Raw genomic sequence first — 22582 nt, forward strand, 5'->3', positions numbered from 1 at the left:
CCTCACCCCGGTCACCCGGCGACCTTCCGCAGCTCGCGCTTGAGGATCTTGCCCTGCGGGTCGACGGGCAGCTCGGCCACCACGTGCACCGCCTTGGGCACCTTGTAGCCGGCCATCCGCTCCTTGCAGAAGGCGATCACCTCGGCGGGGTCGACGTCGGCGCCCTCCTGCGGGACCAGGAACGCCGTGACCGCCTCGGACCAGTACTCGTCCGGCCGGCCGACGACCGCGGCCCGCAGCACCCCGGGGTGCTCGTGCAGCACGCGCTCGACCTCCTGCGAGGAGACGTTCATCCCGCCGGACTTGATCACGTCCTTGAGCCGGTCGCGGAAGAACAGGTTGCCCGCGGCGTCGATCCGGACCATGTCGCCGGTGTGCACCCACCCGTCGACCATGACCTCTGCGGTGCGCGCGGGGTCGCGGTGGTAGCCGAGCATGACCGACGGCGTGCGGCACAGCAGCTCGCCGACCTCGGCGTCGCGGCCCTCGGCGTCGACGACCCGGATCTCGAGGTGCGAGACGGGTGTGCCGATCCAGGTGGGGTCCTGGTCCGGGACGTCGTCGAGCGTCCGGAACCAGCCCACGGTGCCGAGCTGCGACAGCTCGGACTGGCCCCAGTAGGTGCCCCAGACGACGCCGGGCGCGGCCGCCGCCCACGCCGAGATCGCGTGCGGGGCGACCTGGCCGCCGTAGGTCATGCACCGCCGGACGGACCCGACGGCGTCGGCGCCGAAGTCGGGCTGCCCGGCCAGGGCCAGGTAGAACGTGGGCGTCTGCGCGATCACCGTGACGCGTTCGCGGGCGATGATCTCCAGCGAGCGGGCGGGGTCGGTGGTCGCCGGCAGCACCAGGGTGGCGCCCATCAGCGTCAGCGTGGTCATCGAGCCCAGCCCGGCGATCGTGTGGAAGGGCATCACGAACAGCCAGGTGTCGTCCGGCCCGGTGCGCAGGCCCCAGCTCCACGCGGGTGCCGTGGAGATCAGGTAGTTGCGGTGCGGGACCAGCACGCCCTTGGGGGTGGCCTCGGTGCCGGAGGTGTAGACGAGCATGGCGACGTCGTGCTCGTCGACCTCGGCCTCCGGCTCGCTGTCCGCCGCCGGCAGCTCCGCGCCGTACTCGACCAGGGCCGTCCCGGCCGGCAGCTCCGCGCCGACCAGCGCGGCGAACGCCGGTGCGGCCAGCACTACCCGGGGCTCGGCGTGCCCGAGCTGGTGTGCGACCTCCGCGCCGCGGTACAGCGGGTTGAGGCCGGTGAACGCGGCGCCGAGCTTGAGCGCGCCGTAGTAGGCGGCCACGACGTCGACCGAGTTGGGCGCCATCGACGCGACGACGTCCCCGCGGCCGACCCCGAGCCCGCGCAGCAGGTGCGCGTACCGGTTGGCCCGCCGGTCCAGCTCGGCGTAGGTGGTCTCCGAGCGGGCCCCGTCCGCCGTGTACCCGACGACGGCGACCGCCGCGGGCCGGGTGCGCGCGTGCCGCCGCAGCTGGTCGCCGATCGTGGCGCGGGCCAGCGGGCGGGTGTACTGGTCGGCGAGGCTCATGCGAAGAGCGGGGTGCCGTAGGTGTCGGCGTAGACGGTGTCCTCGACCGGTTGGCGGGTGAGCTTCTGCGGGAAGCCCTTGGCCGGGTAGCCGATCGCGAGGTGCGCCGCCGTGATGATCCCCTCCGGGATGTCGAGCAGCTTGCGCACCTCGGGTTCGGCGTGGCACAGCAGGGTGGTCACGGCGGACCCGACGCCCTGGTCGCGCAGCGCCAGGCAGAAGTTCTGCATGGTCGGGTAGATCGACGCCCCGCCGACCACGGACAGGCGGCCGAGCTCGTGGTCGGTGGGGTGCAGCCCGTCGAGCTCGGCGCAGACGACGACGATCGCGGGCGCCTCGGCGAGGTGCTCGGCGAAGTGGTCGGCGTCGGCGACCGCCTTCGGCACCGCCCCCACGCGGACGTCGCCGATCCCGACGCCGGCCAGGTACGCCTTCCACGGCGGCAGGTAGAGGTCGGCGAGAGCGCGCTTGCGCTCCGCGTCGCGGACGACGATCCAGCGCAGCGGCTGCCGGTTGCCGCCCTGCGGGCCGAAGCGGGCCGCGTCGAACGCACGGTGGAGCACCTCGTCCGGCACGGGGTCCGGGGTGAAGTACCGGCACGTGCCGGTGGTCCGCATCGCCTCGGTCAGCTCCATTGCTGCCTCCCTGTCCGCCGTTAGGTGTCGTGGAGGAGCATGGGGTGGCTCGTCACACCCGTCAAGCGCCTGGATGCGGAGCGGCCTTCCGCGTTTACCTAACCGTGGTTAGGCTCGCGTTCGGTCACCACGACGGGGAGGTCGCTGATGGGGTTCGTGCCGTTCGCGCCGGAGCGCGCCGCGATCGACCGTGCCGAGCTGGTCGCCGCCCTGGAGCAGGCGAACCTCCCGTCGTTGGTCGCGGTGCTGTACCAGCTGACCGGCGACCGGCGCTGGCTCGCCGACCCGTACCGCCCCACCCGCAGCCGCGGCATGGAGGACAACGACCCGGGCGGCTTCCCTCCCGAGATCCGGGCCGAGATCCGCGCCGCCGCGGCCGACGCCGTGTGCGCCTGGGCCGACGGGGCCCCGGTCGCGGTGCCTGCGCCGACGGGCGAGGCACTCGCGGAGATCATGAGCGCGGCCGTCGGCGAGGACGTGCCGCTCGAGTACGCCGAGATGACCGCCGAGGACATGGGCTTCGCCCCGGTCGAGGTGCGCCGCGCCCCGGCCGGCGCACCGCGGGCGATCGTCATCGGCGCGGGCGTGTCCGGGATGCTCGCGGCGATCCGGCTGGCCGAGGCCGGGATCGAGCACGTGGTCCTCGAGAAGAACGCCGACGTCGGCGGCACCTGGCTGGAGAACGCCTACCCGGGCGCCGGCGTCGACACCCCGAGCCACCTGTACTCGTACTCCTTCGCGCCGCGCGACTGGACCACCCACTTCGGCAAGCGCGACGAGGTGTGGGAGTACCTGCGCGCGGTCGCGGACCGGCACGGCCTGCGCGAGCGGATCCGTTTCGGCACCGAGGTCGTGGCCGCCACCTGGGCGGACGGGCACTGGACGGTCCGGACCGCGGCCGGCGAGGAGCTCACGGCGGAGGTCGTGATCACCGCGACCGGGCAGCTCAACCGGCCGAAGGTCCCGCCGATCCCCGGTCTGGACCGCTTCCGCGGCCCGCTCTTCCACACCGCCGAGTGGCCCGCCGACCTCGACCTCACCGGCAAGCGGGTCGTGGTGATCGGCACGGGTGCGAGCGCGATGCAGGTGGTCCCCGCCGTCGCCGGGCAGGTGGCGCACCTGACCGTCTTCCAGCGCTCGCCGCAGTGGGTCGCCCCCAACGAGGTCTACTTCTCCCCCATCCCCGAGGGCGCTCGGTACCTGGTGGAGAACGTGCCCTTCTACCGGCTCTGGTACCGCACCCGGCTCGCCTGGAACACCAACGACCGCGTGCACCCCGGGCTGCAGAAGGACCCGGCGTGGGAGCACCCGGAGCGGTCGGTCAACGCCCTCAACGACGGCCACCGGCGGGTCTTCACCCGCTACCTGGAGGCCCAGCTCGAGGGCCGGCCCGACCTCGTCGAGAAGGCACTGCCGGACTACCCGCCCTTCGGCAAGCGGATGCTGCTGGACAACGGCTGGTTCGCCGCCCTGCGCCGGGACGACGTCACCCTGCTCACCGAGGCCGTGACCGAGGTGACCGGCACCGGGGTCCGCGGAGCCGACGGGGCCGAGGTCGACGCGGACGTCGTCGTCCTCGCGACCGGCTTCCACACGCACCGCGTGCTGTGGCCGATCGAGGTCCGCGGGCGCTCCGGCCGGCGGATCGACGAGGTCTGGGGTCCGGAGGACGCCCACGCCCACCTCGGCATCACCGTGCCGGACTTCCCCAACCTGTTCCTGACCTGCGGCCCGGGCACCGTCCTCGGGCACGGCGGCAGCTACATCACCATCGCCGAGTGCCAGGTGCGCTACATCGTCGACCTGCTGGTCGCGATGGCCGAGCGGGGCGTCGGCACGGTCGAGGTGCGGCCCGAGGTGGAGGCGGACTACGTGCGCCGCCACGACGAGGCGCACGAGGCCATGATCTGGACGCACCCCGGCATGCGGAACTGGTACCGCAACGCCGCCGGGCGCGTGGTCTCCGCGCTGCCGTGGCGGATCGTCGACTACTGGCGGATGACCCGCGAGCCGGACCTGCGGGACTACCGGGTCGAGGAGCGTGCCGGCGACGGCGCCGGCTACAGGGCCGAGCCGGCCTTCCAGTCCGCCCAGCTCAGCTCCCAGTCGCCGTAGGTGTCGTAGACCGGCAGCGGCGGGCCGCCCGAGTTGGTGATCTCGACGACGTCCCCGATGCCGAAGTGGTCGAAGAACCACTGGGCGTCGGCGGGGGCGAGGTTGACGCAGCCGTGCGAGACGTTCGAGCTGCCCTGCTGCCCCACGGACCACGGCGCGGAGTGGACGAACTCGCCGTCGTTGGAGATCCGCTCGTCGAGGTCGACCTTCTCCCGGTAGTAGCCGGGCTGGCCCTGGCACACGCCGTACGTGCAGGAGTCCATGACGATCGAGGGCTGCTTGTCCGAGATGACGTGCGGGCCCGTGTGCGAGGGGAAGCCGGGCGCACCGAGGCTGATGTTCATCGTCCTGACCAGCTGGCCGTTGTCGAAGATCTGCATCTGCTCGGTGGCGCCGTCGGCCTTGGCGACCCAGGCGTCGTGCACCTTGACCGTCATGGTGCGGTCGGTGGAGCCGTACGTGCCGGCGCCGAGGTCCACGCCGTAGAGGTCGGCCTTGACCGTCAGCGTCGTGCCCGGCTTCCAGTACTGCTGCGGGCGGTAGTGCACCTCGGTGTTCGAGATCCAGTACCAGCTGCCGGCCTGCACCGGGCTGGAGGTCACGGACAGCTGCTTCTCGGCGGCCGCACGGTCGGTGATCGCGTGGTCGAAGCGCACCACGATCGGCTGCCCGACGCCGACCGTCGGCACCGAGTTCGGGGCCGGGATGAACGACGGGTACGCCTGGGCCTTCGGGTCGACGGTCGCGACCGTGCCGTCGGTGTGGCCGGGCGCCTGGTCACGGTCCAGCGTGTCGACGCCGACGGCGTAGGTCGCGGAGTAGGCGAGGTCGCCGGTGGAGGTCCAGGTGTGCCCGTCGGGCGCGAGGGTGCCGTCGACCGCCTTGCCCGTCGCCGCGTTCGTGACGTGCACGGCCTGCACGGTGCCGTCCGACACGGTCACCGTGATCGGCTGCGTCGGGTTCAACGGGGTGCCCTGCTCGGGCGTGATGTGGACGACGGGAGCGGGCGCGGCGTCGATCGTCGGCAGCCCGGCGACCGGGGCGAGCCCGTCCGCGCCGAAGGCGCCCGCCGCGGCACTGGGGTGGCTGCCCACGAAGACCCCGAGACCGAGCAGGACCACGGTCGCGACCCCCAGCGCGGTGGCACCCCACCGTCGCGTCACCTTCATCCCCACCGTCCTCCGCCTAGACCGCGCCACATTCTGGCGGCGTGAGCACCGCCACCCGGCAGCGGTACGCGAACGTCCCGATCGGGCGGTTTCGCCGGTGACGAACCGGACGGATCACCGCCCGACGGCGGCGACGAGCGCCCGGAGGCCCTCCTGCATCGACGCGAGGTCCGGCCCGCAGTCCGCGGCCGGCCCGGGCGGGGCGTTGACGGGGATGCACTGGTCCTGGGTGAACCGGTTGACCGCCCCGTCGACGGCGTCGGCCGCCTTCGTCAGGGCTTGGGGCGACGCGACCTGGCCCGCCTCCGCGCGCGCGGCGGGCACCACGTTCTGCACCTCGCGGACGAACCGCGCGCAGTCGGGGTAGATCTGCTCGGCGGGCTTCGTGGCGCACTCGTCGAGGGAGATCGACGCGAGCTTGGTCCGCAACGCGGGCAGCGTGGCGCTGGGCGCGCCGTTGCCGCCGGAGCTCGCGGCGTGCGTCGTCGACTCGCCGCACCCGGCCAGCACCGCGAGCGCCACGGCGACCACGGCGACCACGGCCGGCAGGCGGCCCTTTCGGATCGTGCTCACCCGGCCGACCCTAGGCTCCCCGCCGGACCCGGGCCGCTGTCCCCCCGGGTTTGCGGATCGGCTTCTGACCGGGGCGCGGGGCGGCGGCGGGCACGCGGACGGGTACCGACGGCTGCTCGCGCGCCACGATCCGGCCGATCGCGTGCTGCTGCCCGAGCGTCCAGGCGTTGCTGGTCAGCCAGTAGACGAGGATCGCGATCGGGAACGGGAAGAACAGCCCGCCGACGATCGCCCCCAGCGGGAAGAGCCAGGGGGTGAGCTTCATGAACCCCGCGACCTGCGCGGTCTGCGGGTCGGCCGCCGGCTGCTGCCGCAGCGACCGGCGCGCGGTGACGTGCGTCGCCACGGCCGCGAGCAGCATCAGCGGCACCGCGACGGCGACGACCGCGATCCGGTCGACGGGTGCACCGAACGAGTCCAGGAGGCTCTGTGGCATCGACACGTACGCGGAGAGCGGGGCGCCGAACAACCGGGCCTCGAGGAAGGAACGCACCTCGTCGGGGCCGAAGACGTAGTTCGGGATCGCGGCGTTCTGCGCGAACGTCAGGCCGGGGCGGTTGAAGTAGCGCAGCACGTGCAACAGGGCGATGAACACCGGGATCTGCACGAGCACCGGCAGGAACGAGCCCAGCGGCGACACGCCGTGCTCGCGGTGGAGCCTCGTCGTCTCCTCGGCGAGCTTCTGCCTGTCGCGGCCGTGCTTCTTCCTGAGCTCGGCGAGCTGCGGCGCGATCCGGCGCATCCGCTGGGCGGAGCGCATCTGGCTCAGCACCGGCCTGATCATGAGCGCGCGCAGGGTCAGGACCAGGAACACCACGGACAGGGCCCACGCCACGCCGCTGCTCGGGCCCAGGACCAGGCCGAACGCCTGGTGCCAGAACCACATCACGGCGGACACGGGGTAGTACAGGAAGTCGAGCACTGCCACACCTCCACCTCCCGGGGTCGGGAGGGAGTCGGGTTCTCGGGACGCGTGAGAGCCCGGCGGCGGAGTGGGGACTACACCGCCGGGAGGAGACCCGACGGTGCGCGTGCGCGCGTGCGGCCCGGGGCGTCCGGGTCGAGCTGGCGGAGGACCCGCGCGCGGGAGGCCCGGCGGTGCCGGTGCCGGCGTACCGCCGCGGGGCCCCGGGCCGACCTCGCCCGCAGGACGGCCGACGCGTGCCGCGCCAGCCCGACGGCCCACAGCGCGGCGCCGACGACGCCGAGCAGCACGCTCGGCTCGGCCGCCACGAGGGCCCAGCCGGTGAGGAGCAGCCCGAGCAGCAGGACGCCGCTGCGCTCCCCCGCTGTCCCGGCCACGACCCCATCGTGGCACAGGAGACGTTCCCCGCGCCGCGGGCCGGGCGCGGCGGTAGCGTCGGGGGGTGCCCGAGGGCGACACCGTCCACCTGGCCGGGAAACGCCTGAACGCGGCGCTCACCGGGCAGAGGCTGCTGCGCGGGGAGCTCCGGCACCCCCGGCTGGCGGGCGTCGACCTGGCGGGGGTCGGGGTCGTCGGCGTCGCCTCCGTGGGCAAGCACCTCTTCACCCGGTTCGACGACGGGCGGAGCCTGCACAGCCACTTCCGCATGGACGGCGCGTGGCACCTCTACCGGCCCGGGATGCGCTGGCGGCGGCCCGGGTACGAGGCCCGCGCGGTGCTGGAGGTGCCCGAACGGGTGGCCGTCGGGTTCGCCCTGCACGACCTCGAGCTGCTGCCGACCGCCGAGGAGTCACGGCTCGTCGGGCACCTCGGGCCCGACCTGCTCGACCCGGCCTGGGGCCCGGAGCACGAGGCCGAGGCGCTGCGCCGGCTCACCGCGCGCGCCGACCACGAGCTGGGCCCGGCCCTGCTGGAGCAGCGGGTCATGGCCGGGGTCGGCAACCTCTACAAGACCGAGATCTGCTTCCTGCTCGGCCTCTCGCCGTGGACGGTCGTGCGCGACACCCCCGACCTGCCCGCCGTCGTCGCGCTCGCCCGCAAGCTCCTGCTGGCCAACGCCGACCGGCCCGAGCAGACCACCACGGGCTCGCTGCTGCCCGCGGAGGCGCACTGGGTCTTCGAACGGGGCGGCCGGCCCTGCCGCCGTTGCGGCACCCGGATCCGGGTCGCGGAGCAGGGCGACGGCGTGTACGCCCGGGTCGCCTACTGGTGCCCGCGCTGCCAGCCCGGCCCCGCCCCGCGCCCGGCCCGCACCCGTCGCCCGCCACGCCGCTGAACCGCGCGCCGAGAAGGCGCCGCCGAGAACGGCGGACGCCGCCCACCTCCGCGAGGTGGGCGGCGTCCGGAGACCGGTCTCAGGCGGTGCCGGGCTGCTGCTGCCCCTGCGGGGTGCTCTGCGGCGCGGCCGGGATCTGCTGGGTCGGCTTCTCCTCCGACCCGGAGATCGGGGTGCCGTGCATCGAGGCGCGGATCTGCTCGAGCCGGTTGGCCCCCGCCATGTCGACGGTCGCCTGCTGGACCTCGAGCATCCGGCCCTGGACCGAGTTCTGCGCCAGCTCGGCCGAGCCGATCGCGTTGGCGTAGCGGCGCTCGATCTTGTCCCGGACCTCCTCGAGCGACGGCGTGTTGCCCGGCGCCGAGAGCTCGGTCATCTGCCGCAGCGAGGCCGCGGCCTGCTCCTGCATCTTCGCCTGCTCGAGCTGGCTGAGCAGCTTCGTGCGCTCGGCGATCTTCTGCTGCAGCATCATCGAGTTGCGCTCGACGGCCTGCTTGGCCTGCGCGGCGGCGCCGATCGACTGGTCGTGCAGCGTCTTGAGGTCCTCGACCGACTGCTCGGCGGTGACCAGCTGGGTGGCCGTGGCCTGCGCGGCCTGCTCGTACTGCTGCGCCTTCTGCTCGTCGCCCTGGGCCCGTGCCTGGTCGGCGAGGACCAGCGCCTGACGCGCCGACGCCTGCAGCTTCTCGATCTCCCCCAGCTGCCGGTTGAGCTTCATCTCCAGCTGGCGCTGGTTGCCGATGACGGCCGCCGCCTGCTGCGAGAGCGCCTGGTGCTGGCGCTGTGCGTCCTCGATGGCCTGCTGGATCTGCACCTTCGGGTCCGCGTACTCGTCGACCTTCGACGAGAACAGGGCCATCAGGTACTTCCAGGCCTTCGTGAAACCGTTGGCCATCTGCTCCGCCTACCTCCGAGTGCGAACCGGGTACCGCCTTCACCGAGCGGCCCGCGTGTGTCCCCCCGCGACCGCCGAGCGGTGCTCTTGCGCCCATCGTGGCATCGCCACGGCCTCGGGTGCCACCGCGTGCGGACGATATCGGGGATCGTCCGGAGGCCGCCCTCGGGGCGACCCGGGGACCAGGCTACCGGGCGCCGGGGCACGGGTGCGGGGAGAACGGACCAACCGGACGGACGTGGGCGCGACCGCCCACAGCGGGATCTCAGTGAGCCGGGAACCCGGCGGGCTCAGGCCGCGGACGCGACGGGGGTGCCCGGACGCCCGCCGAGCGGGGCACCGGTGCGCACCGGGGCGAGGCGCAGGTCGGTGTGCCGCTGCCCGATGGGGACCAGGGTCTCGCTGCGCCCGACGAACTCCAGCTGCTCGTCCCGCGTCATCTCGCTGATGACCTCGGCGAGCAGGTCCGGCAGGGCGACGTCGAGCGCCTCGCAGATCGCGGCGAGCAGCTCGCTCGAGGGCTCCTTGCGGCCGCGCTCGACCTCCGAGAGGTAGCCGAGGCTGACCCGGGCGGCGCGGGAGACGTCACGCAGGGTGCGCTTCCGCAGGGTGCGGGCACGCCGAAGGCTGCCACCGATCGCCTCACGCAGCAGCAGAGCCATGCGCCCACCCTCCTCGTCGGACCCCGAGCCACCCCGTCCGGGGGACGGGGTGCCCCCACCGTACCGAGTCGGGGCCGCCCGCGTCGCCGCAGCGCGGCGCCCGACACGTCCGCCGTGGGCGAACAGCCGCGCTCGGCCGAGCTCAGGCGCGGCGCAGCGCGGCCCGGGCCGCGGCGCGCAGCCGGACCGCGCGCACCACGTAGTCCAGGCCCGTGACCACGGTGAGCACGATCGCCACCGCCATGAGCGTCCAGCGCACGACCTCGACCGCCCCCTCCGCCGCGGGCAGCAGGAGCGTCAGGGGCAGCACGTAGAGCCCGATCGCGAACGTCTGGACCAGCGTCTTCAGCTTCCCGCCCTTGCTCGCCGGGATCACCCCGTGCCGGATCACCCAGAAGCGCAGCAGCGTCACGCCGATCTCCCGGCCCATGATCACCACGGTGACCCACCAGGGCAGCAGCCCCAGCACCGAGAGCCCGATCAGGGCCGCGCCCATCAGCGCCTTGTCGGCGATCGGGTCGGCGATCTTGCCGAACGACGTGACCAGCCCCCGCTTGCGTGCGATCTCGCCGTCGAACCGGTCGGTGATCGCGGCGACGGCGAACACCAGGGCCGCGACCAGCCGCCAGCCCAGGTCCGTGCCGTCGAGGTGCAGCAGGGCGAGCAGGAAGAAGGGGACGAGCAGGAGCCGGACGCCGGTCAGGACGTTGGCGATGTTGAGCAGCGGGACCGCGTTCTCCGGCGAGGCGACCGGTTCCTCGGCCGGGACCGCGCTCATCGCGCTCCCCCGCCGCTCATCCCGCCGTTCCCACGGCCACGAGGCGGCCGGCGGCGGCGGGGACCACGACCTCGCGGGCCTCGACGACCAGGTCCGCGCCCTCGGAGTCGACCACCTCGGCCCGCACGAACGCGCCGACCTCGAGGGGCTCGCCGTCGAGCTCGCCGGAGACGAACACGCACTCGCCGTCGACCTCGGGGGCCTGGTGCGCGGCGCGCCCCGTGGCGTCCTCGGTCTCCGACTCGGCCGTCTCCACCAGCACGACGACCTCGGTGCCGATCCGCTCCTCGGCCCGCTGGGTCATCAGCTCGTCGACCAGCGCGGAGATCCGCTCGACGCGCGCGGCGACCTCCGCCGGGTCGAGCTTGCCCTCGTAGCCGGCGGCCTCGGTGCCCTCCTCGTCCGAGTAGCCGAACACGCCCACCGCGTCGAGCCGGGCGCCCGTCAGGAAGGCCTCCAGCTCGGCGAGGTCCTCCTCGGTCTCGCCGGGGAACCCGACGATCACGTTGCTGCGGATGCCCGCCTCGGGCGCGAGGGCCCGGATGCGCGCGCAGAGGTCGAGGAAGTCCGTCCGGGAGCCGAACCGGCGCATCCGGCGCAGGACGGGGTTCGACGCGTGCTGGAAGGACAGGTCGAAGTAGGGCGCCACGCCGGCGGTGGTCGCGACGACCTGCAGCAGGTCGGGGCGGGTCTCGGCGGGCTGCAGGTAGCTGACGCGCACCCGCTCGATCCCGGGGATCGCCGCGAGCCGGGGCAGCAGGTCCACGAGAGCCCGGGTGCCGCCCGGCAGGTCCTTCCCGTACGACGTCGAGTTCTCGCTGACCAGCACGAGCTCCCGTACCCCGTCCCGGGCCAGCCATGCGGCCTCCGCCAGCACCTCGTCCGGGTGGCGCGAGACGAACGAGCCACGGAAGGAAGGGATCGCGCAGAACGCGCACCGCCGGTCGCAGCCCGACGCCAGCTTGAGGTTCGCGACCGGGCCGGTGGTGAGCCGGCGCCGCGCGATGTCCGGGACCCAGGCGTGGCCCGGGATCGCCACGTCGGTGCTCGCCTCCGGCCGCTGCACCGGCGAGATCGGGAGCAGGGTGCGGCGGTCGACCGGGACGTGCGGCGCCGGGGCGTGCCCGGCGACCACGTCGCCGAGGCGCTCGGCGAGGTCCGGGTAGGCGTCGAAGCCGAGCACCGCGTCGGCCTCGGGGAGGCTGTCGGCCAGCTCCTTGCCGTACCGCTCGGCCATGCAGCCGACCGCGACCACCTTGGCGCCACGGCCCTTCGCCACGTCCGACGCCGAGAGCAACGTGTCGATCGAGTCCTTCTTGGCCTGCTCGACGAAGCCGCACGTGTTCACGACGATCACGTCCGCCTCGTCGGCCTCGGCCAGCTCCCAGCCGCTGCCGGCCAGCCGGCCGGCGAGCTCCTCGGAGTCGACCTCGTTGCGGGCGCAGCCCAGGGTCAGCAGGGCGGCCCGGCGGGGCGCGGCGTCACGGGAACTCACGAGTCACAGGGTAGACGGCAGCTCGCATGATCTACGCTCCACCGCCATGGCAGCGGTGGCCGTCCGGCGGGCGCGCACCGCCGACGTGACGACGATCAAGTCCCTCGTGGACAACTACGCGGGCAAGGTGCTGCTCGCCAAGGAGATCGTCACGCTCTACGAGGCGGTGCAGGAGTTCCTGGTCGCGGAGATCGACGGCGAGGTCGTCGGGTGCGGGGCGCTGCACGTGCTGTGGGAGGACCTCGGCGAGATCCGCACGGTCGCGGTGCACCCCAAGGTGCTCGGCCGCGGGGCCGGCCACGCGCTCGTCTCCGCGCTGATCGACGGGGCTCGTGAGCTGGGGCTCAAGCGGCTGTTCGTGCTCACCTTCGAGCGACACTTCTTCGGTCGCCACGGCTTCGCCGAGATCGACGGGACGCCGGTGTCGCAGGAGGTCTTCAACGCGATGCTGCGCTCCTACGACGCCGGGGTCGCGGAGTTCCTCGACCTCGCCCACGTCAAGCCCAACACCCTCGGCAACGTCCGCATGCTGCTGACCCTGTGACCCCCGCGCCGCGCCCCGGGCTCCCGCGCGTCGCGCTGTGGGCTTCCGCGAGTCGCGAGTTCCGGTAGCGCGAGTCGCGAGTTCCGGTCGCGCGAGTCGGCAGTTCCGGGCGTCCGAGAGCCACCTCCGCGGACGTCGCCGAGGCAGGATCGGCGGTATGACCGAGGCCGAGGAGCAGGCGGTGGCAGCGATCCGGGCCGGCGACGTCGCCGGGTTGTCCAGACTGCTCGCCGCGGAGCCCGCCCTGGCCACCGCCCGGCCGGACGGCGCGCGGACGCTGCTCCACGTCGTCGCCGACCGGCCGGGCAACCGGCCGGCGGGCCCCGAGATGGCGCGGATGCTCGTGGCCGCGGGCGCGGACGTCGACGCCCGGTTCGTCGGCGCGCACCGCGAGACCGCCCTGCACTGGGCCGCGAGCAACGACGGCGTCCCGCTCGTCGACGCCCTCCTCGACGCCGGCGCCGCGATCGACGCCGACGGCGCGGTGATCGCCGACGGCACACCCCTCTCCGACGCCGTCGCGTTCGGTCAGCACGCCGCCGCGCGCCGGCTGGTCGAACGCGGTGCGACACCGCGCCCCGCCGAGGCCGCCGCGCTCGGCATGGTCGACCTGCTCGTCGCCGAGTACGAAGAGCACCCGCCCCGGCCGGACGACGTCGACGTCGCGTTCTGGTACGCCTGCCACGGCGGGAGCCTCGACGCGGCGGAGTACCTGCTGGCCCGGGGCGCCGACGTGGACGTCCTCCCGCTGTGGGAAGGGCTCACCCCGCTCGACGCGGCCGAGCGCGCCGGGGCCCGCGAGGTCGTCGTCTGGCTGCGACAGCACGGTGCCCACCGCGCCGCCGAGCTGGGCTGAGCCGCCGGCAGCTCCGACTCGCCGGAGCCCACCGCGCGACTCGCGGAGATGCGGGTCCCTGAGCTGCGGCGATACCCTCGGACGATGACCGACCCGACCCGCCCCGAGAGCGGCTCGGAGCTGGTGTGGGCGCGGCCGGCTCCGGCGCTGCGCCCGTTGGTCGACCTCTACAGCGGTTACCGCACGCCCGCGACCGCGCCCGGCACGCACATGGGCGTGCCCGGCGGGCACCTGACCTTGTTGCTGTGTCTCGACGGCGAGGTCGACGTCCTGCGCACGCCCGATCCCGACCGGTCGCCGGGCTCCTACCGGGTGATGGTCGGCGGGCTGCACGATCGCCCCGCCGTGATCGGCACCGGCCCGGCGCAGACGGGCCTGCAGCTGCGGCTGACCTGGCTCGGTGCGCGCACCCTGCTCGGCACCCCGGCGAGCGCGCTGACCGGCGACGTCGTCGGGCTCGGCGACCTCCTCGGCCGGCGCGGCGAGGTCCTCGTCGAGCGCCTCGCCGAGGTCCCGACCTGGCCCGGCCGGTTCGCCCTGCTCGACGCCGCCCTCGCCCGGCTCGCCGCCGACGCCCGTCGCCCGGACCCACGCCCGGAGGTGGCCCGGGCGTGGCACCGGCTGGCGGCGACCGGCGGCACGCTGCGGATCGAGCAGCTCGCCCGGGAGGTCGGGTGGAGCCGCCGCCACCTCGCCCTGCGGTTCCGGGACGAGGTCGGCCTCTCCCCCAAGTCCGCGGCCCGCGTGATCCGCTTCGAGCGGGCGTGCGACCTGCTCCGCGGCCCCACGCGCCCGGCGCTCGCCCACACCGCCGCCGTCTGCGGCTACGCCGACCAGGCGCATCTGGCGCGGGACTTCCGCGAGCTCGCCGGGCTCACCGCGACCGAGTGGCTGGCCGAGCGCCCCGACGGCTGAACCGTCTCCTGCGCGACCCACCGACCTGGCGCACCGCACGGCGCTGCGAACCGGCGCACCGCGTTCCGCGCCCGGGAACCCGTGGATCCTGGGGCCCCGGTCCTCCCGGCCGCCTGCTACGAAGGGCGCGTGTTCCGGATCGCCTTCCACACCCCCGAGATCCCGCCCAACACCGGGAGCGCGATCCGGCTCGCGGCCAACACCGGCGCCGAGCTGCACCTGGTGGAGCCGCTGGGCTTCGCGCTCGACGAGCGCAACGTCCGGCGGGCCGGCCTCGACTACCACGAGCTCGCCGAGCTGCGGGTGCACCGCACGATCGACGAACTGTGGGCCGCGGTGGCGCCCGCCCGCGTGTACGCGTTCACGACGGGCGCGGACCGCGACTACACCGACGTCGCCTACGAGCCGGGCGACGTCCTGCTGTTCGGCTCGGAGTCGACCGGGCTGCCCGCGGCCGTCGCCCACGCGCCGCAGGTGAGCGCCCGGGTCCGGCTGCCGATGGTCCCCGGCTCGCGGTCCCTGAACCTCGCCAACGCCGCGGCCGTCGCGGTGTACGAGGCCTGGCGCCAGCACGCCTTCCGCGGCGCCGTCGGCCCGACCGGCCCGGTCGGCGCCGCTACCCCTGCAGCACCGCCTGCACGTCGAGGTTGATCTCGATCGTCGAGCCGACGACCGGCACGCCCCGGTTGACCATCTGCTGCCAGTTCAGCGTGAAGTGCTCGCGGTGGAGCTCCGCGCTGGCGACGGCGCCGGCGCGCCGGCCGTTCCACTCCTCCATCCCGAGGAAGGTGACGTCGAGCTGCACGTCGCTGGTCAGGCCGTGCAGCGTGAGGTCCCCGTCGACGAACCAGCGGTTGCCGGGGCCGCGGCGGAAGCGGGTGCTGGAGAAGCGCAGCTGCGGGAAGCGCTCGACGTCGAGGAAGTCCGGCGAGCGCAGGTGCGTGTCCCGGGCCTCGACGTTGGTGTCGACGCTGACGGCGTCGATCACGATGTCGACCGCGGAGTCCTCGAAGGGCTCGGCGATGCGGATCTGCCCGCGGAAACGGTTGAACCGGCCGTAGACCCGCGACATCCCGATGTGCCGGGCGATGAACCGGATGGAGGAGTGGTCCGCGTCGATGTCGTAGACACCGGGCGGCGGCGGGGTGAGCGACTGGTCCGGCGCGAGCGTCAGCGCGCCGACCTCGGCGTGCTTGCCCCACTCGACCTCGACCGTGGTGCCGTTGCCCCGGTAGCCGCCGGCCTCGGCGCGCACCCGGTACTCCCCCGGGACGAGCGCGGCGGTGAAGTAGCCGAAGGGGTCGGTGTCGGCGTTGACGATCCGGGTGCTGGCGCGGTCGAGGACCGAGACCTGCGCCCCGGCCAGGGGGCGCCCCTCACCGTCCTGGACCTGCCCGCTCAGCAGGCCGCCCGTGAGCGGGATCGGCACGAGCGCGTTGCGACCGGTGTCCGACCGCCGCGCGCCCTTTCCTCGCTTGCTCCAGAACACTCCATGACCTTCCGACGAGTGAGCGGCCCGGGCACGGGCCGTCGAACACTCTGGCAGAAAAGGTCACGAACCGGTGACGCCGACGGACGTCTTGTGAACGCCCCCACACGACTGCACGCCGAACGGCAGCTCAGCCGAGCCGAACGACCCCTGCTGGGTGCGTCGTCGCTGGTAGAGCGTTCAATCAGCGTCTTCGGAAGGGGCCTCGCCGCCCCCGCCGCGCAGCAGCCAGATCACGTTCTCGAGCTCCTCGGGCTTGATGAGGACGTCGCGCGCCTTCGAGCCCTCGGACGGCCCCACGATCCCGCGGGTCTCGAGCAGGTCCATCAGCCGGCCCGCCTTGGCGAAGCCGACGCGCAGCTTCCGCTGCAGCATCGACGTCGAGCCGAACTGCGAGGTCACGATCAGCTCGGCGGCCTGGATGAGCACCTCGAGGTCGTCGCCGATGTCGGGGTCGATCTCCTTGGCCTCGCCCTGCTTGGCCGCGGTGACACCCTCGGTGTAGGTCGGCTCGGCCTGCTCCTTGGTGAACCCGACGACCTCGGCGATCTCCTCGTCCGAGATGTACGCGCCCTGCATGCGGATCGGCTTGCTCGCGCCCATGGGCAGGTAGAGCCCGTCGCCCATGCCGATCAGCTTCTCGGCGCCCGGCTGGTCGAGGATGACCCGGGAGTCGGTGAGCGACGACGTGGCGAACGCCAGCCGCGAGGGCACGTTCGTCTTGATCAGGCCCGTGACGACGTCGACCGAGGGCCGCTGTGTGGCCAGGACCAGGTGGATACCGGCCGCGCGGGCCTTCTGCGTGATGCGGACGATCGCGTCCTCGACGTCCCGCGGGGCCGTCATCATCAGGTCGGCGAGCTCGTCGACGATGCACAGGATGTACGGGTACGGCCGGTACTCCCGCTCGCTGCCCGGCGGCGCGGTGATCTCCCCGGAGCGCACCTTGCGGTTGAAGTCGTCGATGTGCCGGACCCGGTTGACCTGCATGTCCTGGTAGCGCTGCTCCATCTCCTCCACCAGCCAGGCCAACGCCGAGGCGGCCTTCTTCGGCTGGGTGATGATGGGCGTGATCAGGTGCGGGATGCCCTCGTACGGCGTGAGCTCGACCATCTTCGGGTCGACGAGGATCATCCGGACCTCCTCGGGCGTGGCCCGGGAGAGCAGGGAGACCAGCATCGAGTTGACGAAGCTGGACTTGCCGGAACCGGTGGAGCCCGCGACCAGCAGGTGCGGCATCTTCGCCAGGTTCGCGCAGAGGAAGTGGCCCTCGATGTCCTTGCCCAGGCCGATGACCATGGGGTGCTGCTCGTTGCGGGCCGTGCCCGAGCGCAGCACGTCGCCCAGCCGGACCATCTCGCGGTCGGAGTTGGGCACCTCGATGCCCACGGCGGACTTGCCCGGGATCGGGGCGAGGATGCGGACGTTGTCGGTGGCCACCGCGTAGGCGATGTTCTTCGACAGCTGGGTGATCTTCTCGACCTTCACGGCCTGGCCCAGCTCGATCTCGTAGCGGGTGACCGTCGGGCCGCGGGTGAAGCCGGTGACCTGCGCGTCCACGTTGAACTGGTCGAGCACGCCGCTGATCGACTCGATCATCGCGTCGTTGGCCGCGGAGCGCATCTTCGGCGCCGGGCCGGTCTCCAGCACGTCCACGGGCGGCAGCTGGTAGTCGCCCTCGCCGACCGGCTCGCGGATGGCCATGGACATCTGCTCGCCCTCGGCGGGCGCGGGCTCCGCGGGCGGGGTGGCCTTGACCGACGCGGGGTCCGGCCGCTTCGGGCGCGCCTTCGGCGGGACCGGGACGTACTCCTCCTCCGGTTCCGCGGGGGGCTCCGCAGGGGTGTCGGCCGCAGCCTCGTCCTTGAAGGCCTCGGCGCTCGACGCCTGCCGGCGCCGGGCCGGGCGGCGGCGTGCCGGCGGGGCCTCCGCGGCGGGCTCCTCCTCGGCGAGGACCTCCTCGCCCTCCTCCCCCTCGGGGTGGACCTCGGGCTGGCCGAGCAGCCGGCGCACGCGGTTGGGCACCTCGCGCACCGGCGTGGCCGTGAGCACGAGGAACGCGTAGAAGCTGACGAGCAGCAGGATCGGCACCGCGACCCAGGCGGTGAGCCCGCTGGCCAGGGGCGTCGCCGCGACGTAGCCGATCGCGCCGCCGCCGGAGGCCCACCGCGCCGGCTCGTCGGGCGAGCCGGAGAACAGGTGCACCAGGCCGAGCACGCCGAGCGCGAGCAACAGCGTCCCGACCGCGATCCGGGGCCGGGCCTCGGGGTGCGCGGGCGTGGTCATCAGCACGACGCCGACGGCCAGCAGGATCACCGGCAGCAGCGCGCCGGCGATGCCGAACACGGCCCCGACGCCCGCCGAGAACCCGCGGCCGACCGGGCCGCCGGCCTCCCACCAGATGCCCGCGGCGGAGATCACCGCGAGCACGATGAACAGCACGCCGAGCCCGTCCCGGCGGTGCGCGGGGTCGATCTCGCGGGTGCGGCCGGCGGCGCGCCCGGCCGACTTCGTCATCCGGACGACGCCGCGGCCGACGGCGTCGATCCCCTTGTCGATCAGGTCCGGTTGACGGCGCGCGGGCGGCCGCTTCGCGGGCGTGCGCGACCGCGAGGACGAGCCCCGCGACCGGGACGTGGACGACCGCGAGCGCGACGACGAGGACGACCGCGAGCTCCGACCCGATCCGGCCGCGGCCCGCAGGCCGCCCCCCTCCGCGGCCCGCCCGGCCGTCCCTCGTCCTGCCATGTCGCCCACGGTAACCGCGGAGACGGGCGAAACCGGTGACCGACGCACCCCGATCACGCCCGTGGGATGTGCTCCGCTCCACGCCTGCGATCGAGCAGCCGCGGTCCTCGTACGGGAAGCCGTCCAGCTCGGCGGTCTCCGGACGCCGCCGGTAGGACGACCGGATCTCGGAGATCTGGCCGTCCCGGGCGACGAACCGCTCCGCGCCGCGGGTGGCGACCCGCGCGTCCGTCCCCTGCGGACGCCACCACCGGGCGTTTCCGGAAAGGGGTACCGCGGACCGCGGGCCGGCCCCCGCTCGCCGTCCGCGGCAGAGGTCGGGGGGCGGTGGACGCGTCGCGTCCCCGACCCCGGACGGCTAGACCGCGATGACCGTCGGCACGATCATCGGGCGGCGGCGGTAGGTCTCCCCCACCCACTTCCCGACCACGCGGCGGACGGCCTGGGCGACCCGGTGCGTGTCGGTGATCCCCTCGTTCTCGGTGCGGGACAGCTCGTCCTCCACCATCGGGAGCACGGCGTCGAGCGCCTTCGGGTCGTCGGAGAACCCGCGGCCCGAGAGCGTCGGGCGCGAGACGGCCCGGCCGGTGTTCGCGTCGATCGCGACGGTGATCGAGATGAAGCCGCCCTCGCCGAGCACCAGCCGGTCGGAGAGGACGCCCTCGCCGACGTCGCCGACGAGGTTCCCGTCGACGTAGACCCGGCCGACCTCGACCCGCCCGGTGATCGCGGCCTTGCCGTCGACGAGGTCGACCACGACACCGTCCTCGGCGATGACCACGTTGTCCTCGGGCACGCCGGTCGCCACCGCGAGCGCCTTGTTCGCCCGCAGGTGCCGCCACTCCCCGTGCGCCGGCAGGACGTTCGACGGGCGCACCGCGTTGTAGAGGAACAGCAGCTCACCGGCCGGCGAGTGCCCGGACACGTGCACCTTCGCGTTGCCCTGGTGCACGACCTTGGCGCCGAGCCGGGTCAGCCCGTTGATCACCGCGAAGACGGCGGTCTCGTTGCCCGGGATCAGCGAGCTGGCCAGGATCACGGTGTCGTCCGGGCGGATCACGACGCTGCGGTGGTCGCCGCGGGCCATCCGGGACAGGGCCGAGAGCGGCTCGCCCTGCGACCCGGTGGAGATCAGGACCAGCTGTTCGTCGGGCAGCCGCATGGCCTCGTCGAGGTCGACGAGCAGCCCCTCCGGCACGTTGAGCAGCTCCAGCTCGCCCGCCAGGCCCATGTTGCGGACCATGGAGCGGCCGGCGAAGCAGACCTTGCGGCCGTGCTCGACGGCGGCGTCGAGCACCTGCTGGACGCGGTGCACGTGGCTGGCGAAGCAGGCGACGATGATCCGCGACGGGGCCTTGGCGAAGACGTCGGAGATCACCGGGCCGATCTCGCGCTCGGGCGTGACGAAGCCCGGGACGTCGGCGTTGGTCGAGTCGACCACGAACAGGTCGACGCCCTCGTCGCCCAGCCGCGAGAAGCCGGCGAGGTCGGTGAGCCGGTCGTCGAGCGGGAGCTGGTCGAGCTTGATGTCGCCGGTGTGCAGGACCAGGCCCGCGGGCGTGCGGATGGCGACGGCCAGCGCGTCGGGGATCGAGTGGTTGACCGCGAAGTACTCGCAGTCCCACGGCCCGTGGTGGACCCGGTCGCCCTCCTTCACCTCAAGCAGGTGCGGGGTGAGGTGGTGCTCCTTGCACTTGGCCGCGACCAGGGCGAGCGTGAACCGCGATCCGACGACCAGCAGGTCCGGCTTCTGCCGCAGCAGGAACGGCACGGCGCCGATGTGGTCCTCGTGGCCGTGGGTGAGCACGAGGACGTCGATGTCGTCGAGCCGGTGCTCGATCGCCCGGAAGTCCGGGAGGATCAGGTCGACGCCGGGCGAGTCCTCGGACGGGAACAGCACTCCGCAGTCGACGACCATCAGCCGGTCCCCGTACTCGAAGACCGTCATGTTCCGGCCGATCTCGCCGATGCCGCCGAGGGCGTAGACGCGCAGGCCGCCCTCGGGCAGGGGGGGCGGCGGTCCCGCGGGGAGCTCGGTCGGGTTGGTGGTCTCCGCCGGACGCGGCGGACGCTCGGGACCGCGCTCCCGGCGTCCCGATCGGCGGCGGCGGTCGTTGCGGGAGGAGGGACGACTCACGTGGTATGTGCCTCTTCTTGCTGAGCGGAGCCCGCGCGACGGACTCCGGCGCTGAGCGGAGCTTGCGGAGCGAACATCGGCGCTGGTCGGAGGGGCCGGGTCAGCGGTAGGCGACCTCGGCCCCCAGGTCGGTGTCCGTTCGGGTGCCCAACGCTCCGTGTCCGGGGTGGGCGGGGCGGCCGTGCGGCACGCGGTCGGGGTCGAGCGCGACGCCGCCGGCCATCAGGTCCGCCGCGATCAGCGCGACCTGCTCGTCGGTCGCGGGCGGCAGGGGCAGCCGCGGCTCGCCGACGTCGATCCCCCGCAGGCGCAGCGCGACCTTGGAGAAGACCGCGCCGCCGACCCGGCCCATGCCGCGCAGCAGCGGGATCATGGCGTAGTGCAGGTTGCGGGCGCGGTCGTGCTCGCCGGCCTCGAAGGCCTCCAGCATGACGCGCAGCCGGTCCGCCACGACGTGCCCGATCACCGAGACGAACCCGACGGCCCCGACCGACAGCCAGGGCAGGTTGACCGGGTCGTCGCCGGAGTAGTAGGCGAGCGTCGTGGTGGCGAGCACCTCGGTGCCGACGCGCAGGTCGTTGCGCGCATCCTTGACCCCGAGGATCCGCGGGTGCTGGGCGAGCCGCTGCAGCGTCTCCAGCTCGATCGGGACGACGGAGCGCGGCGGGATGTCGTAGAGCATCACCGGCAGGTCGGTGGCGTCGGCCACCGCGGTGAAGTGCAGGACCAGGCCGTTCTGCGGGGGCCTCGAGTAGTACGGGGTGACGACGAGCAGGCCGTGCGCGCCCGCCTTCTCCGCCTCACGGGCCAGGCGGATGCTGTGCGCGGTGTCGTAGGTGCCGGCGCCGGCGATGACCGTCGCCCGCTCGCCCACCGCGCTCACCACGGCCCGGACCAGCTCGGACTTCTCCTTGTCCGACGTCGTGGGCCCCTCGCCGGTGGTGCCGTTGACGACCAGCCCGTCGTTGCCCAGGTCGACGAGGTGGGTGGCCAGTTCCTCCGCCTTCGCCAGGTCCAGCTCCCCCTCCGCGTCGAAGGGTGTGACCATCGCCGTCAGCACCTGGCCGAACGGGCGACCCGGGGGCAGGGCCTGCGCGGAGGAGGGGCTCATGAGGGTGACGGTACCGTCCTACAGCCCGCGGCCCACGCCCTCGTACGCCTCGACGTCGGTGACGGTCCCCTCCACCTCGACCCGGGAGGCGTCGCGGCCGAAGAGGTGCAGGACGATCTCGCCGGGGTCGCCGACCAGGGTGACCAGGCCAGGGCCGGTCTTGACGACGTACGCGGCGCCCTCCGGCCGGCGGAACACGACGCCGACCGGGACGCGGCGCAGCAGGAGTCGGCCCATCCGCGTGGCGAGCATCCACAGCTGCTCGTCGCGCGCGGGGTCCGACGCGCGAGGCTCCCAGCCGGGCTCGCCACGGCGGGCGTCCTCGTGGTGCACGAAGAACTCGGCGCCGTTGGCCATCTCGTCGACCTTGCCGATCCGGTACGGCGACCACGGCGGCGCGCCCTCGCGGAGCTCGCCGATCATCGACTCCCACGGGCTGTCGGCGTACCCCGCCATGCCCTTCTGCGTGAGCGGGTGCAGCGCGGGAACCAGGATCCCGGGTGCCGCCCACGGCTGCCGCTCCCGGACGAGCAGGTGCGCGAGCAGGTCCCGGGTGGTCCAGCCCTCGCAGAGCGTCGGGCGGTCGGGCCCCAGCTTCTCCAGGGTGTCGGACAGGGCGGCACGCTCGTCGGTCGCAAGGCTCACGGGCGCCACGCTATCGCCGGGAAACCGGTCGCGCCCGGCGTCGGGCCGATGTCGGTGCACTTCGGGACAGCGC

General features: G+C 73.7%; 21 protein-coding genes. 6 read left to right on the forward strand and 15 right to left on the reverse strand.

The window, feature by feature from the left end; all coding sequences use genetic code 11:
• Positions 1-11: 11 nt before the first annotated feature.
• Together LWC35_RS26940 and LWC35_RS26945 are read right to left on the reverse strand one after the other, a co-directional pair.
• Positions 12-1541 carry a class I adenylate-forming enzyme family protein gene (locus LWC35_RS26940; RefSeq protein ID WP_232873062.1) on the reverse strand — a complete coding sequence of 510 codons (1530 nt, stop codon included), beginning with the start codon at positions 1539-1541 and terminating at the stop codon, positions 12-14.
• Positions 1538-2176, reverse strand: a complete 639-nt coding sequence (locus tag LWC35_RS26945) for a nitroreductase family protein (RefSeq protein ID WP_232873063.1) — start codon at positions 2174-2176, stop codon at positions 1538-1540. Before LWC35_RS26945 ends, LWC35_RS26940 begins: the two co-directional genes overlap by 4 nt.
• Before the next feature lie 147 nt (positions 2177-2323).
• Here LWC35_RS26945 and LWC35_RS26950 point away from each other — a divergent pair, with 147 nt between their 5' ends.
• Positions 2324-4291: a flavin-containing monooxygenase gene (locus tag LWC35_RS26950; protein WP_232873064.1), complete on the forward strand. Its 1968-nt coding sequence runs from the start codon at positions 2324-2326 to the stop codon at positions 4289-4291.
• Here the strand turns inward: LWC35_RS26950 and LWC35_RS26955 are convergent.
• The 4 genes from LWC35_RS26955 to LWC35_RS40505 all read right to left on the reverse strand — a co-directional run bounded on the left by LWC35_RS26955 (position 4237) and on the right by LWC35_RS40505 (position 7335).
• On the reverse strand, positions 4237-5460 hold the full coding sequence (locus tag LWC35_RS26955) for a L,D-transpeptidase (RefSeq protein ID WP_232873065.1): 1224 nt from the start codon (positions 5458-5460) through the stop codon (positions 4237-4239). The two genes, LWC35_RS26950 and LWC35_RS26955, sit on opposite strands and share 55 nt — an antisense overlap.
• A 114-nt stretch (positions 5461-5574) precedes the next feature.
• Positions 5575-6033, reverse strand: a complete 459-nt coding sequence (locus LWC35_RS26960) for a hypothetical protein (RefSeq protein WP_232873066.1) — start codon at positions 6031-6033, stop codon at positions 5575-5577.
• Between the two features lie 10 nt (positions 6034-6043).
• On the reverse strand, positions 6044-6961 hold the full coding sequence (yidC, locus tag LWC35_RS26965; RefSeq protein WP_232873067.1) for a membrane protein insertase YidC: 918 nt from the start codon (positions 6959-6961) through the stop codon (positions 6044-6046).
• A 71-nt stretch (positions 6962-7032) separates the two neighbouring features.
• Positions 7033-7335, reverse strand: a complete 303-nt coding sequence (locus tag LWC35_RS40505) for a DUF6412 domain-containing protein (RefSeq protein ID WP_232873068.1) — start codon at positions 7333-7335, stop codon at positions 7033-7035.
• 65 nt (positions 7336-7400) lie between these two features.
• Here LWC35_RS40505 and LWC35_RS26975 point away from each other — a divergent pair, with 65 nt between their 5' ends.
• Positions 7401-8234, forward strand: a complete 834-nt coding sequence (locus tag LWC35_RS26975) for a DNA-formamidopyrimidine glycosylase family protein (RefSeq protein ID WP_232873069.1) — start codon at positions 7401-7403, stop codon at positions 8232-8234.
• A gap of 79 nt (positions 8235-8313) precedes the next feature.
• On the opposite strand, the gene LWC35_RS26980 is transcribed toward LWC35_RS26975, so the two are convergent.
• From LWC35_RS26980 to rimO, 4 genes are all read right to left on the reverse strand, one after another.
• The gene (locus tag LWC35_RS26980; protein ID WP_232873070.1) at positions 8314-9129 is read right to left on the reverse strand and encodes a PspA/IM30 family protein; all 816 of its coding nucleotides are present in this window, start codon (positions 9127-9129) and stop codon (positions 8314-8316) included.
• A 290-nt stretch (positions 9130-9419) separates the two neighbouring features.
• Positions 9420-9791 carry a helix-turn-helix domain-containing protein gene (locus LWC35_RS26985; RefSeq protein ID WP_232873071.1) on the reverse strand — a complete coding sequence of 124 codons (372 nt, stop codon included), beginning with the start codon at positions 9789-9791 and terminating at the stop codon, positions 9420-9422.
• Positions 9792-9933: 142 nt separating this feature from the next.
• Positions 9934-10569, reverse strand: coding sequence for a CDP-diacylglycerol--glycerol-3-phosphate 3-phosphatidyltransferase (gene pgsA, locus LWC35_RS26990; RefSeq protein ID WP_232873072.1), 636 nt, complete (start codon positions 10567-10569; stop codon positions 9934-9936).
• A 16-nt stretch (positions 10570-10585) separates the two neighbouring features.
• A complete protein-coding gene (gene rimO / locus LWC35_RS26995) occupies positions 10586-12064 on the reverse strand; it encodes a 30S ribosomal protein S12 methylthiotransferase RimO (protein ID WP_232873073.1) in 1479 nt (492 codons plus the stop codon).
• Between the two features lie 46 nt (positions 12065-12110).
• Between rimO and LWC35_RS27000 the strand changes: the two genes are divergently transcribed.
• From LWC35_RS27000 to LWC35_RS27015, 4 genes are all read left to right on the forward strand, one after another.
• Positions 12111-12608 (forward strand): amino-acid N-acetyltransferase, encoded by a 498-nt coding sequence (locus tag LWC35_RS27000; protein ID WP_232873074.1) that lies wholly within the window; start codon positions 12111-12113, stop codon positions 12606-12608.
• A 157-nt stretch (positions 12609-12765) separates the two neighbouring features.
• Entirely contained in the window at positions 12766-13464 is a 699-nt protein-coding gene (locus LWC35_RS27005; protein WP_232873075.1) for an ankyrin repeat domain-containing protein, read from the forward strand.
• Between the two features lie 84 nt (positions 13465-13548).
• Positions 13549-14379, forward strand: coding sequence for a helix-turn-helix transcriptional regulator (locus LWC35_RS27010; protein ID WP_232873076.1), 831 nt, complete (start codon positions 13549-13551; stop codon positions 14377-14379).
• A gap of 129 nt (positions 14380-14508) precedes the next feature.
• Positions 14509-15030 carry a tRNA (cytidine(34)-2'-O)-methyltransferase gene (locus LWC35_RS27015; protein WP_232873077.1) on the forward strand — a complete coding sequence of 174 codons (522 nt, stop codon included), beginning with the start codon at positions 14509-14511 and terminating at the stop codon, positions 15028-15030.
• Here the strand turns inward: LWC35_RS27015 and LWC35_RS27020 are convergent.
• The 5 genes from LWC35_RS27020 to LWC35_RS27040 form a co-directional block, all read right to left on the reverse strand.
• Positions 14996-15868, reverse strand: a complete 873-nt coding sequence (locus LWC35_RS27020) for a YceI family protein (RefSeq protein WP_232873078.1) — start codon at positions 15866-15868, stop codon at positions 14996-14998. The genes LWC35_RS27015 and LWC35_RS27020 overlap by 35 nt on opposite strands.
• 180 nt (positions 15869-16048) lie before the next feature.
• On the reverse strand, positions 16049-18616 hold the full coding sequence (locus LWC35_RS27025) for an FtsK/SpoIIIE family DNA translocase (RefSeq protein ID WP_232873079.1): 2568 nt from the start codon (positions 18614-18616) through the stop codon (positions 16049-16051).
• Positions 18617-18974: 358 nt separating this feature from the next.
• A complete protein-coding gene (locus LWC35_RS27030) occupies positions 18975-20624 on the reverse strand; it encodes a ribonuclease J (protein WP_232873099.1) in 1650 nt (549 codons plus the stop codon).
• A 229-nt stretch (positions 20625-20853) separates the two neighbouring features.
• Positions 20854-21864 carry a 4-hydroxy-tetrahydrodipicolinate synthase gene (gene dapA, locus LWC35_RS27035; protein ID WP_232873080.1) on the reverse strand — a complete coding sequence of 337 codons (1011 nt, stop codon included), beginning with the start codon at positions 21862-21864 and terminating at the stop codon, positions 20854-20856.
• 18 nt (positions 21865-21882) lie between these two features.
• The gene (locus LWC35_RS27040; RefSeq protein WP_232873081.1) at positions 21883-22509 is read right to left on the reverse strand and encodes a TIGR03085 family metal-binding protein; all 627 of its coding nucleotides are present in this window, start codon (positions 22507-22509) and stop codon (positions 21883-21885) included.
• Positions 22510-22582: the final 73 nt, after the last annotated feature.

The organism is Pseudonocardia kujensis, assembly GCF_021283305.1.
Taxonomy (GTDB): Bacteria; Actinomycetota; Actinomycetes; order Mycobacteriales; family Pseudonocardiaceae; genus Pseudonocardia; species Pseudonocardia kujensis.

Bases quoted from the DNA above. Each gene is read 5' to 3' on its own strand.
- LWC35_RS26940 (WP_232873062.1), bottom strand. From the start codon at position 1,541: ATGAGCCTCGCCGACCAGTACACCCGCCCGCTGGCCCGCGCCACGATC.
- LWC35_RS26945 (WP_232873063.1), bottom strand. From the start codon at position 2,176: ATGGAGCTGACCGAGGCGATGCGGACCACCGGCACGTGCCGGTACTTC.
- LWC35_RS26950 (WP_232873064.1), top strand. From the start codon at position 2,324: ATGGGGTTCGTGCCGTTCGCGCCGGAGCGCGCCGCGATCGACCGTGCC.
- LWC35_RS26955 (WP_232873065.1), bottom strand. From the start codon at position 5,460: ATGAAGGTGACGCGACGGTGGGGTGCCACCGCGCTGGGGGTCGCGACC.
- LWC35_RS26980 (WP_232873070.1), bottom strand. From the start codon at position 9,129: ATGGCCAACGGTTTCACGAAGGCCTGGAAGTACCTGATGGCCCTGTTC.
- LWC35_RS26985 (WP_232873071.1), bottom strand. From the start codon at position 9,791: ATGGCTCTGCTGCTGCGTGAGGCGATCGGTGGCAGCCTTCGGCGTGCC.
- pgsA (WP_232873072.1), bottom strand. From the start codon at position 10,569: ATGAGCGCGGTCCCGGCCGAGGAACCGGTCGCCTCGCCGGAGAACGCG.
- LWC35_RS27000 (WP_232873074.1), top strand. From the start codon at position 12,111: ATGGCAGCGGTGGCCGTCCGGCGGGCGCGCACCGCCGACGTGACGACG.
- LWC35_RS27005 (WP_232873075.1), top strand. From the start codon at position 12,766: ATGACCGAGGCCGAGGAGCAGGCGGTGGCAGCGATCCGGGCCGGCGAC.
- LWC35_RS27010 (WP_232873076.1), top strand. From the start codon at position 13,549: ATGACCGACCCGACCCGCCCCGAGAGCGGCTCGGAGCTGGTGTGGGCG.
- LWC35_RS27025 (WP_232873079.1), bottom strand. From the start codon at position 18,616: ATGGCAGGACGAGGGACGGCCGGGCGGGCCGCGGAGGGGGGCGGCCTG.
- dapA (WP_232873080.1), bottom strand. From the start codon at position 21,864: ATGAGCCCCTCCTCCGCGCAGGCCCTGCCCCCGGGTCGCCCGTTCGGC.